This window comes from Flavobacterium polysaccharolyticum, assembly GCF_038739875.1.
Lineage (GTDB): Bacteria > Bacteroidota > Bacteroidia > Flavobacteriales > Flavobacteriaceae > Flavobacterium > Flavobacterium polysaccharolyticum.
Window position 1 is genome coordinate 60,602 of sequence record NZ_JBCGDP010000021.1, and the last position, 12,727, is coordinate 73,328.

The window sequence follows — 12,727 nt, forward strand, 5'->3', positions numbered from 1 at the left end:
TGTGAAAAATTTGAAAAATATTTAAAATACACTTCTAAGCGATTCAGTAACAATGAAAAGCAAAATTTAAAGGGGTGAAAATTATGACTAACTGTTTTAAGAAAATGTATTTTACTGATTATATCCCTTTAAGAGGTTGATATTTAATCTTATATTGTTTTTGCTGGGTGTAATTTATTATCTAAATTTATCTCAAGAAAGATAAAAAAGTATCTTTACAGCTCTAAAATAAAAAGCAGTATTTATTCGTTATTTATATTACATTTGAAATTAATAAAAATGAAAGTAACCCAAACCCTACTCGGATTTTTTGTACTGCTTTTTGTTTTGTCATGTAGCAGTGATCTTGATTTTGATCAGGTAAATGATCTTCAGTTGCAACCGGTGGTTGTCGCTAATTTATCAAGTTTTGATGTTGCGGCGAATCAGTTTGTAAATAATGGTACAGAACAAGCGGTTTCTATAGACACTCCAGAAGTGGGGGTGTTTAATGACTCCTTTTTAAGAGATAATTTGAGCAAAGCCGATTTGTTTTTTGAGGTCAACAATACCATCAATCGGGCCTTTACTTTGAGATTAGTTTTTCTTGATGTGGCCAATACGCCACTTACAACGATTCAAATGAATATTCCTGCTTATACTGGGACCTCTAATCAAACCACTTTGACACAAACGTTTGAAGGTGCCAATCTTGATTTATTAAAGCAAACTAAAAAAATTGCTTTTGTGGTTACCTTATTGCCTGGCCCACCATTAACTCCAACTAGTGTAGGAAATTTGAAATTACGTTCTAGTGTAACCGCCTATTTTGATATTCAATGAGAAAAATTACTACATGTGCGCTATTTTTTTTAGGAAGTGTACTTTTGGCTCAAAATAAAGCCGTTTTGTATAATTTTACGGCAATTCCACAATCTTTATCTTTAAACCCCGGGGCTGATGTAACTTATAGATGGTACGCTGGTGTGCCTTTGTTGTCTGGGATTTCTGCAAATATTGGTTCGACTGGTTTTTCTGCTTATGACTTATTTGCAGATAATGGTGTAAATTTTAATACCAAATTACGTAATGTTATTTTTTCAGCTTCACGAAATGACAAAGTAATTGTCAATCAGCAATTAGAAGTTTTTCAGGGAGGATTTAAAGTAGGGGATTGGAATGATAACGCTTATATTTCCTTTGGAATGTATGAGGAATTTGATGTATTGAGTTATGTTCCGAAGGATTTAGCGATTTTGGCATTAGACGGAAATCAAAATTATCTAGGAAAATATTTTAATCTGAGTGATTTAAATGTTCGTGCCGAAATGTTGAGTGTTTTTCATGTAGGCTACAATAAGCGAGAAAATGAGAAATTGATTTGGGGAGTAAGAGGAAAGATTTATTCTAGTATTTTCGATGCTCGATCTACCAAAAACTCAGGCTATTTGTCCACTATTCCTTCAAATGGGAATACGATGTATGAACAAGTCATCTCGGCTGATATGTTATTAAATACCTCTGGAATTGCAAAATATGATGACAAAGATGACAACTCGGATGTGGCCAAAGACATCCAAAAAAGAGCGCTTTTAGGAGGAAATCTAGGTTTGGGTTTTGATGCGGGATTAACTTATTATCCTAAAAAAGACATTCAAATTACCGCTAGTGTTCTTGATATAGGTTTTATTCGCCACACAAAAGAAGTGGAAAGCTATCGTGCAAGGGGAACCTATAAATATGAAGGTATTGTTCCAGATTTTTTCAACGGAACTGGCGGGGATAACATAACCCAAGAGTTTAATGATGCTTTTCCTAGAGATACCTTAAAAGGAAGTTACACGTCGTGGAGACCAGTCAAATTTAATGCTTCTGCACAATATTCTTTCGGGCAAACCGAAGAAGAAAGTTGTAATTGTAAATCTAGTGATGGAACAGCAAAGTACAATAATTCTGTTGGATTGCAATATTTTGCTATGTCTACACCAAGACTTCCAATGATGGCTTTGACGGCTTTTTATAGAAAGAAAATTTTCACTGGTTTAGAAGCCAAAGCTACTTATACCGTTGATTCTTTTTCGAGTAAGAATATTGGTTTGGGTTTGTCGACTCAAATAGGACCCGTCAATTTTTATTTGATGGCTGATAATTTATTAGAACTTAGAGATGTTGCCAAGGCGCAAAGTGCCTCTTTTCAACTAGGACTTAATCTGATTTTTGCGGAGAAAAAAGATGGCGAATAGTTTCTGGCTTTAAATCCCAATATTCAAAATCCAAATCCCAATCTGTTATCTTGAGCACATTCGAATGGCAAATCCCAAATTCCAAAAAGCATAGTTGGAATTTGGGATTTTTTTACTTAGAATTTATACTTTTTAGCTCTTTCTTCTTTTGAAGAATTTATAGATTTCGATCCAAAGCACTGCAATTACTGCCGTAAGAGTACACCATCCCATTTGAAGTAAAGTAATGGTGTCGAAAAAGAAAAATTTAGATAATGGTGGGATAAAAAGCAATAACGCTGTGAGCAAAAGTGTGATGCCGATAATCAGTACGACCAGATTGTTTTTGTATTTCCAAGTGGTTAGCACCGAATAATAAAAAGAGCGATTGGCTAATGTCAAGAACACATTCGAAAGAATCAGAGTCAGAAATACCATAGTTCGAGTAGTATTCTCACTATAATTACTTTTAATAGAAAATTGATAAATAGCCAATACTCCTGCCGTAATACATAGTCCCTGAATTAAGCTAATGGTGATTTCTTTCCAACTAAAAAAAGTGGTGGTCAGCGGTCTTGGTTTTTGGGTCATAAGATTATGCTCCATGGGTTCGTTTTCATAAATAATTGAGCAGGTTGGGCCCATGATCATTTCTAAAAAGATAATATGTACTGGTGAAAAAATGTTAGGATAGACCCAACCTAAAGCTAGCGGTATAATCACAATTAAAATGATGGGAATATGGATCGAGATGATATATCGAATGGCTTTTTTTAGATTCATATAGATTTTTCTTCCCATAGCAATGGCGTCTGTCATTTTAGAAAAATCATCGTCAACCAAAATTAAATTCGCGGCTTGTTTGGCAATTTCTGTTCCTTTTTTGCCCATAGCAATTCCGATGTGTGCTGATTTTAGCGCCGGCCCATCGTTTACGCCATCACCAGTCATAGCTACAATTTGATTATTGTCTTTTAGCGCTTGTATGATTTTGAGTTTTGCCTCTGGAAACATTCTAGTAAAAATAGTTGTTTCCATTACTTTTTCTTTCAATGTAGCGGGACTCATTGTCATTAGTTCGTCTCCGTTAATAATTTTTTCAGGGTTTTTAAAGCCAATTTGTTGAGCAATTGTTGCTGTGGTTTCGGCATTGTCGCCTGTAATTATTTTTACAGCGATTCCAGCATTGTAAAAAGTTTCTAAAACTGATTTGATGTTCTTTTTTGGAGGATCATAAAAAGCGACTAGCCCTTTGAAATCTAGTTCAAATTCTTGTTGTGTTTTAGGGAAATTTGTTCCATTAAAATCAGTTGTTCCAACGGCCAACACTCGAAATCCCTTTTTTGTCATAGCGAGAAAAGCCGTGTTGATTTTTTCTTTTTCAGTTTCAGATAGTTTTGAACAGACAATTATAGCCTCTGGAGCTCCCTTGGCAGCAATAATTCGTACTCCTTCTTTGTTTTCGAATAGATGCGTCATCATGGGTGGTTTTCCACTCAAAGGATATTCGTGAATCATTTTATAGAGTGGACGATCGTCTGCTGCAATGGAATTGGTGTAGGCGTCATGCAATGCTATTTCCATAGCATCAAAAGGAATGGGTTCGCTCGCCCACATTGCTGCCTTAATCAGTTCTTGTTCTTTGGGGTTTAAATTGGGATGGTTTGCCGCAACAGTTGTGGCATCAATAGTAAACCATTCCGCAAGACTCATTTTGTTTTCGGTAATGGTGCCTGTTTTATCAGTACAAATTACGGTGGCACTTCCTAAAGTTTCTACTGTTTTAGTCTGCTTTACAATAATTCCCATTCGAAGTAATCGCCAAGCACCAAGTGCCATAAAAGTGGTAAAAGCTACTGGGATTTCTTCCGGAATAATACTCATAGCGAGTGTTAATGCTTTAAGTAAACTGTCTAAAAATAGTTTTGAATTCCAATAATTAATTTCCCAAACTACACCAAAAGCCACTAAGCCTAATAGCGAGATATAAGTAACAAAATTGCTGATTTGAATTTGTAATGGTGTTTTTTCTTCGGTGATATTATCTAAGCTTTTGCCGATTTTACCCAATTGTGTTTTACTGCCAATTGCGGTAACTTGGCAAATAGCTAATCCGCTTGCAGCGATGGTTCCTTGATAGACTTGTTTGTCTTCGCTCTGTTCACTTTTAAAAATTGATAATGATTCACCAGTTAATATGGATTCATTAACCGAAAAGTCATTGGATTGGATGATGATTCCATCGGCGGGAACAAAAGTTCCTTCTTCTGTTTGTATATAATCGCCTACTACAATTTCTTCACTCGGAATTTCAACCACAGCACCTTCTCGTATGACTTTGCTTTTGGGTTGCGTTAATTTCGATAATGCCGCGATAGCATTTCTGCTTTTGGATTCTTGGAATAGAGAAATTGATACAACCAAAAAGATGGCAAAAAGCATGAAGATTCCATTATTGTAATCTGCGGTTACAAAATACACACTCGTAGCGGTGAGCAATAGTAAAAACATGGGCTCTTTGATCAAATCTAAAACAGAGTGTAAAAAGCTATTTTTTTGTTGATGTTGAGTAGTGTTAGTACCGTTTTTGGCTCTTGAGGCAATGACTTCATTAGAAGAAAGGCCTTGAATTGTAGTAATATTGGATTCAGACATGATGGTAGAAGTTGTTTGTTGGATTTTGTCTGTTTAATAAGTACAGGCAAATGTTCCAATTCCTGCAATTTAGGCAATAAATGTAAAGATTAGGTGTTTTTTTGCTTAAGATTGTCTATATTTGCACGCAATTCAACTAGAAATTGCACCATGAAAGCACACAATTCCAAGATTATCGGTGAAGGTTTAACTTACGATGATGTATTATTAGTTCCCAATTACTCTAGCGTTCTTCCTCGCGAAGTGAGTATTCAATCCAAATTTTCAAGAAACATAACTTTAAATGTACCTATTGTATCTGCCGCTATGGATACAGTGACTGAAAGTGCTATGGCTATTGCTATGGCTCAAGAAGGAGGTATTGGGGTGTTGCATAAAAACATGACTATTGAGCAGCAAGCAGCCAAAGTAAGAAAAGTGAAAAGAGCGGAATCAGGAATGATTATCGATCCTGTTACTTTGCCGTTGACTTCTACGGTTGCCGATGCTAAAATGGCAATGAAAGAATACGGCATAGGAGGTATTCCAATTGTTGATGAAAACAAAATATTGAAAGGAATTGTTACTAACAGAGATTTGCGTTTTGAGAAAAATACGGCAAGAGCTATTGTTGAAGTAATGACTAAAGATAATTTGATTACTGTTGCTGAAGGAACTTCTTTAGAACAAGCCGAAGTGGTATTGCAAGGACATAAAATTGAAAAGTTACCTGTTGTAAATGATAAATACGAGTTGGTTGGTTTAATTACTTTTAGAGATATTACTAAGTTGACTCAAAAACCTATTGCTAACAAGGATATTTATGGTCGTTTACGAGTAGCGGCTGCTATTGGTGTTACTGGAGATGCAGTACAAAGAGCCGAGGCTTTGGTTCATGCTGGAGTAGACGCTATTATTATTGATACTGCTCACGGTCATACTCAAGGAGTGGTTAATGTATTAAAAGAAGTGAAATCCAAATTTCCTCAAATTGATGTTATTGTTGGTAATATTGCAACACCAGAAGCGGCACAGTACTTGGTTGAAAGTGGAGCTGATGGGGTAAAAGTAGGAATTGGTCCTGGATCAATTTGTACGACTCGTATTGTAGCTGGTGTAGGTTTTCCTCAGTTTTCTGCAGTGCTTGAAGTTGCTGCTGCTATCAAAGGTTCTGGTGTACCTGTAATTGCCGATGGAGGAATTCGTTACACTGGAGATATTCCTAAGGCTATTGCTGCAGGAGCTGATTGTGTGATGCTAGGTTCATTATTAGCTGGTACTAAAGAATCTCCTGGAGAAACGATTATTTTTGAAGGAAGAAAATTCAAATCATATAGAGGAATGGGTTCTGTTGAAGCCATGCAAGAAGGATCAAAAGATCGTTATTTCCAAGATGTGGAAGATGATGTTAAGAAATTGGTGCCAGAAGGAATTGTGGGGCGTGTACCTTACAAAGGAGAGTTGAACGAAAGCATGCAACAATTTATCGGAGGACTTCGTGCAGGTATGGGATATTGCGGAGCAAAAGACATTCCAACTTTAAAAGAAACAGGTCGTTTTGTTAGAATCACAGCAAGTGGAATTAATGAAAGTCATCCTCATAACGTAACGATTACAAAAGAGGCACCTAATTATTCTAGATAAAAAGTAAGAAATATATTTATTTTACATTTATAGTTTTAAAGCAGTAGCAAAGTATTTTGTTACTGCTTTTTTGATTTCATACCACCTGCTTTTTGGATTAATTTTTAATTTTTAATCTGTAAATTATTCGTATAATTCTTGCGCTTTTATTTTTTTGCTTTTGATTTCACTTGAAATATTGCCGATAATATGTATTTCGTCGGCTTTATGTTTGTTTTGTCGATTTATTAATAGAATGATTCTAAATAAGTGATTTGTAGTTAATTACAGTATTAATTGATTAACTTTGAATAAATAGTGGATTAATTTTTTTACATTTTGTTAAAAAAGTAGTGCTAAGAGTGCTCATGTTTTTCAAAATCTTAAAAGATATTTTTGTTTTAAGTCTAACTAATAAAAGCCATATTTATGAACAAATCTACTTTTCTTTTCATGAAAAAAGTGTTTTTTTTTATGCTCTTATTTATATTAGTTTTTACGAGTGATAAAAAAATATACCAAACAAAAAAAACAGCAACTGTTAATTCATACAATTCTGTTACAAGTTTACATCTTTATAGCGCTGAGACATGTAGTTTAAGTTGTTGTAATACAATTTCTTTCACTAATACTTCAACTACTTTGGTGTGTATGACTTTTATTGCTCAAATAAGAGACATAACTATTAGCAAACCAAATACAGCCGATAGCTAAAGTAAGCTTTACTAAATTAAAATCCTCAATAGAGTGAATTTGTTCATTTAGGAACATCCAGTAGCTAGTATAGTGCCAATAGTTTCGTTTTGCTTCCTACCTTAATTTTTATGGTATAACAGTTTGTTTTTTGGACTATATTCCAATTTTTGGAATTTTTCATTACAGTTGTTTAAATCTGTTGTGTTTTTTTAAGTAAACAAGTTACTATTTATTTTACGCTATTCTTTTATATATCCCAATTATCTTGATTTAATGCCTGTTCTACTATTTGAAAGGCTTAGCGTGTATTTCTTGTTTCTTTTTAGCCTTTTGTAATTGTGATAGTAAAACAATTTAATACGCTATTTGTGATATCATTCATGAATAGTTTTTTAAATGCTAATGATGGTTTTTTAAAATGGTTTACTTTTTGTTTTTATTAGGTCAATAAATTTTATCAAGTCAAGTCGTGAAAAGTAATAGTATATGTTTAGATATTCTTTGTGTTAGATAAATATATTGTTTTTCAATAAGTTATGTTTTTTTTTGTATTTTTATAATATAAATCTTGTTTTTTATGAAAATAAACTTTACTCCGATCCCTTTTAGTTTTGAATGGTTAATTAAATTTAGCAATAGAAGACTATTTTTTCTTTTTTTCTTTTTCTGCACCGTTATTGTGTTCGCAAATGAAATGGAGTTATCTAATGATAGTATTACGTCAGAACGTTTTTTGGATTATGATAAAGTAAAGTCTAAGAAAAATAATAAGAAGTCTTCAGTTCTTCCTGATAAGAAGTTGAGGAATAATGCCTCAACATATGCTGTTACAAGCATTGATTTAAATGGTCCAGCGCTAGGTGTCAATAATGACGTATTGGTTAATGCAGCAGGTTCATTGTATTTTATAGCTAATTTTAATAATCAGATTATTACCACAACTGGCACGGCTACTAGTGCAAGAATTACATTTTCATCAAACACTAATGGAGTACCAGCAGGAGTGCCTAACCCAGCTAATGAAGTGTTATATGTATACAATGCAGCTGGGACAACACTATTAGGGACTTATCAAATTAGTACTGCCTCTGCTACTACTTATGATATTGTTTTGGGGACCAATACTTTGCGTATATCACATACTACTGCCAATGTGTTTGATATAACAGAAGTTTTTGGACAACCAATTCTGGTTGATAATTTAGAAATAATGTTAAGAAATCAGTATTATAATCATACGAACCCTGCAATAGGGGATACACGTCGATATGCAGTGATTAGTGTTACAGATCCTGATACTACTTTATCAGCTTATGCAAGATTAACAACAGGTAGTGATCCAGTTGCTGTTAATGATACTAATGCTGTTGCTGCAAATTCAGCAACAGCTGTAACGGGGAATCTACTAACGAATGATACTGATGCAACAGTTGGAGATGCAAGAACGATTACTGAAGTACATGGATACACATCTTCTGTGGGAGCTGTGTATACTAGTACTTATGGGACTATTACAGTGCAAAGTAATGGTGCATACTCATATAATGTAGATGTAAATAATGCTACAGTAAAAGGTTTAAAGAATGGTAACTCAATTACTGATATTATTTCTTATCAGGTTACAGATAATGTAGGTAACTTTGATTTTGGTTATTTGACTGTAACTATAAATGGGGTAACAGAACCACCTGTGGCAACTAATAATACTAATACTGTTACTGTAGGGACCAGTACTGTAGCTACTGGTAATGTTATTTCTGATGATAGTGGTTTGGGGTCGGATAAGCTGGATAGAAATACATCTTTGTTTGTTTGGGAATCTCAATATACAAGTGGGGCTACTGTAAATGGAACAACAAGAACTGTAGGAGGTGTAAATGTTTCTTTTGTTCAAAACACACCTGCTGGAGTTGCTGGAGCTTTAAATCAAACTGTTAATTTTGGAACAAATGGAGGACATACTGGTTATTTTTTATTTGCTTCAGATCCAGCTGTTAATCCAGCAGGAGATAATAGACTAACAATTAATTTTAGTAAGCCTGTTACTAATATTTCCTTTGCCTTATCAGATATTGATTTTAATCAAACTAATATTTGGCAAGATCAAATGAGAGTCCTTGGTAGTTTGGCAGGAGCCAATGTTAATTACAACAAGCAAGTCGCAGGCTCAATACAACAAACAGGTTCAGATACATTTTATGGTACGGGTAGTGTTCCCGCTACAGATGCCCATGGTAATGTGACTATTTCATTTAATAGTCCTATTGACAAGTTGGAATTTTATTATAATTATGGTCCTAATGTAACCGCAGCTGACCCAGGAGGACAACTAGCTGGGTTAACTGATTTGGTTTGGCAAGACGATGAGGCTTCTGGGGTTTTACTAGTTAATGGTTTGACAACCAATGTAGGCGTGCCTGTTGCTGGAACATATGGCACTTTTATCATTTATGCTAATGGTAGTTATACTTATACTTTAAACTCTAGTAGTCCAGCTGTATTAGCTTTAACGTCTGGTCAAACTCTTACAGATTCAATACCGTATTCAATTAGTGATAATATTCCAGGTTCTGGTAATATAGCATCGGCTAATTTAATCATAACAATAACATGTACGCCTCCAGTAGCACCTACAGTGACTACAGGTGCTGCAACTTGTGCTAGTCCAGGAACTGCTACAATTACAAATTACGATAGTTCATTTACCTATACTTTTACACCTGCCGGCCCTACTGTGGGTGCTGGAGGTGTAATTAGTAATTTAACCCCAAATACCTCTTATACAGTTACTGCTACTGTAGGAGGAGGTGGATGTATATCTAATGCTTCAAGTGCTTTTAGTGTAAGTCCGTCACAAACACCTTCAGCTCCAGTAGTAGGCGCTATTACTCAACCATCATGTTCAGTAGCAACAGGTAGTGTTGTTTTAAGTGGTTTGCCTTCATCAGGAACTTGGACGGTTACCGCTTCACCTGGTGGAGAAACAGTAACTAGTACGGGTACAACTACTACTTTTTCAGGTTTAACTGCAGGAATTACCTATACTTTTACCGTTACAAACGCTTCAAGTTGTACATCAAGTTTATCTACAAATGCTGTAATCTACAATAGGTTATGTGCAAATAATGATTCGTTTACAGATGCTGGTGGCTCAGTTATACAAAATGATTTTATAAATGGCGTTGTGGTAACTACTACAAATACTGATGTTACTCCGGTAACTAATGGACCACTATCAATTGATGCTAATGGGAATTTGACAATAGCGCCAGGTACAACACCAGGCACATATACTATAACGTATACTATATGTGAGACTGCTAATCTTTCAAATTGTACTACAGCTACGGTATCAGTTTTGATTGTAGATAGTGATGGTGACGGAGTTTACGATTCATCGGATTTAGATGATGATAATGATGGGATTTTAGATACTGTGGAATGTACAAATAATTTAGTAAATCTAAATAGTTTAGTTCCTTTAATCAATCCAGGGGGAACAACAAATATTGCTGTTGGTGATAGATTCTACAGAGCAAATGCACTTAGAAGATTAGGAATTACCTATGATGCCATAGTAAATATTATTTCTTTACAGTTATCTGGTGGAGGTACATTACAGCTTTCAGGTGGGGCTTTTAATTTGAATTCTATTGTTGCTAGAACAAATCCTTATGTTGTTTATAGAGTTGATTTTGTTCCTGCTGGATCAGGTGCTTCAACAACAGGTCCATATACACCAGTTAATATAGGTAAATTACAGATTTCATCTGAGGATATTGATGGCAATGGTGATGCAACACTAGGTGAGGTCTCAGGATTTTCCAATGCATTGACTACTACCTCAATTTTACCAGGTTCAAATATTACAGGAGGAGGTTTTGATTTAGGATTGTCAGGGTTAGGAGGACCAGGTACAGGATTTAGTTATTACAGACCAGTCCAAGCAGATGGAGTGACCAACGTTCCTAATGGTGCTAGCGGAGATAATAATTATAAATTAGTAGTAAGTTTTGATAATTACACAAGTGGAGATTTTGTTTATGGTGCAACAGGACCTACAACAATTGGTGTTACTCCAAATACAAATCCAAGAACTCGTGGAATGGATTTTAGAGTACGTTCTTTATATGGATGTGATAATGATGGTGATGGTATATCAAATGAATTAGACTTAGATTCAGATAATGATGTATGTTCAGATGCTAATGAATATTATAATAATATTACAAGTGCAGCGTCAGGGCAACAATTTGGTCAAACAGGCGGAGCAACTGCTCCAGTAAATGCTAATGGTACTGTTAATTTACCAGCGGCTTCCTATACGGGTAGTTATACTAATGCTATTACATCTGGTACTGCAAGTACAATAAGTACACAACCTGCAGACGTATCAATTCTTGCAGGTACTAATACAACCTTTTCTACATCAGTCTCTGGAGGTTCAGGAGTTACACAACACCAATGGCAAGTTAGTACAGATAATGGAACTTCTTGGACAAATATTACTAATGGGGGTGTTTATTCTAATGCTACAACTGCAACTTTGACTATTACTGCAGCAACCGTAGCAATGAATGGTTACGATTATAGAGATGTAATTACCGAGAGTAATTTTGTTTGTGGAACGGTAACTTCTGCAAGTGGGAATTTGTGTGTTATTCAAGAGCCTACCTTATCATCTAATTCAACAGTTTGTTCTGGTGCTGATGCGATATTTACCATAACAGGTACAGCAGGAAATACTGTTACCTATTCAGGAGCAGCTTCGGGTACCGCTACCATCGGAGCAGGAGGGACAGTTGCTGTTACGGTGACAGGAGTAACGGCTGATACCACCTTAAACTTAAGCAATGTAAGCGACGGCAGCTGTAATCGTAGCTTAACCGCTACAGCAACGGTAACGGTAAATGCTTTACCAGTTGCAGCTACCGTATCATCTAATTCACCAGTTTGTTCTGGTTCTGATGCGATATTTACCATAACAGGTACAGCAGGGAATACCGTTACCTATTCAGGAGCAGCTTCGGGTACCGCTACCATCGGAGCAGGAGGCACAGTTGCTGTTACGGTGACAGGAGTAACGGCTGATACCACCTTAAACTTAAGCAATGTAAGCGACGGCAGCTGTAATCGTAGCTTAACCGCTACAGCAACGGTAACGGTAAATCCATTGCCAGCATCTAACTTAGTATTAAACGGAACAAGTCCTATCTGTTCAGGTACGGGTACAAATATTACAGTTGCTAGTTCGGTTGTTGGTGTTAATTACCAATTGCGTACAGGAACTACCAATGTAGGAACAGTCGTAGCAGGAGATGGAGGAACAATTAATTTACCAACAGGAAATTTAACAGCCACTACTACTTTTAATGTATTGGCTACTAATGCAACGACAAGTTGTTCAATACAATTAACTGAAACAGAAGAAGTAACAGTGACCCCAACAGTAAGTATTGCAGCCTTCAGTCCAGCAACTTCAACCCGTTGCCAAGGAGCAGGAGCAGTAACCACTACTACCACAGCTACGAATTCAACAGGTATTACCTATAGTTTAGATGCCGCTTCATTAA

General features: G+C 35.6%; 5 protein-coding genes. 4 read left to right on the forward strand and 1 reads right to left on the reverse strand.

Translation table 11 applies throughout. The features are described 5' to 3' along the window. Window positions 1–279: 279 nt before the first annotated feature. Both WFZ86_RS17285 and WFZ86_RS17290 read left to right on the forward strand, forming a co-directional pair. Window positions 280–822 (forward strand): hypothetical protein, encoded by a 543-nt coding sequence (locus tag WFZ86_RS17285; RefSeq protein WP_342693089.1) that lies wholly within the window; start codon window positions 280–282, stop codon window positions 820–822. Then, window positions 819–2,222, forward strand: a complete 1,404-nt coding sequence (locus tag WFZ86_RS17290; RefSeq protein ID WP_342693090.1) for a DUF5723 family protein — start codon at window positions 819–821, stop codon at window positions 2,220–2,222. Before WFZ86_RS17285 ends, WFZ86_RS17290 begins: the two co-directional genes overlap by 4 nt. A gap of 132 nt (window positions 2,223–2,354) precedes the next feature. On the opposite strand, the gene WFZ86_RS17295 is transcribed toward WFZ86_RS17290, so the two are convergent. After that, window positions 2,355–4,880 carry a cation-translocating P-type ATPase gene (locus tag WFZ86_RS17295; protein ID WP_342693095.1) on the reverse strand — a complete coding sequence of 842 codons (2,526 nt, stop codon included), beginning with the start codon at window positions 4,878–4,880 and terminating at the stop codon, window positions 2,355–2,357. A gap of 126 nt (window positions 4,881–5,006) precedes the next feature. On the opposite strand from WFZ86_RS17295, the gene guaB reads away from it, so the two are divergent. Continuing rightward, on the forward strand, window positions 5,007–6,479 hold the full coding sequence (gene guaB, locus WFZ86_RS17300; RefSeq protein WP_342693091.1) for an IMP dehydrogenase: 1,473 nt from the start codon (window positions 5,007–5,009) through the stop codon (window positions 6,477–6,479). Window positions 6,480–7,848: 1,369 nt separating this feature from the next. Continuing rightward, window positions 7,849–12,727: beta strand repeat-containing protein (locus WFZ86_RS17305; RefSeq protein WP_342693092.1), on the forward strand; the 4,879-nt coding region annotated here is incomplete at its 3' end.

Excerpts from the sequence above, each read along its gene's own strand:
- WFZ86_RS17285 (WP_342693089.1), top strand. The coding sequence starts at position 280 with ATGAAAGTAACCCAAACCCTACTCGGATTTTTTGTACTGCTTTTTGTT.
- WFZ86_RS17290 (WP_342693090.1), top strand. The coding sequence starts at position 819 with ATGAGAAAAATTACTACATGTGCGCTATTTTTTTTAGGAAGTGTACTT.
- guaB (WP_342693091.1), top strand. The coding sequence starts at position 5,007 with ATGAAAGCACACAATTCCAAGATTATCGGTGAAGGTTTAACTTACGAT.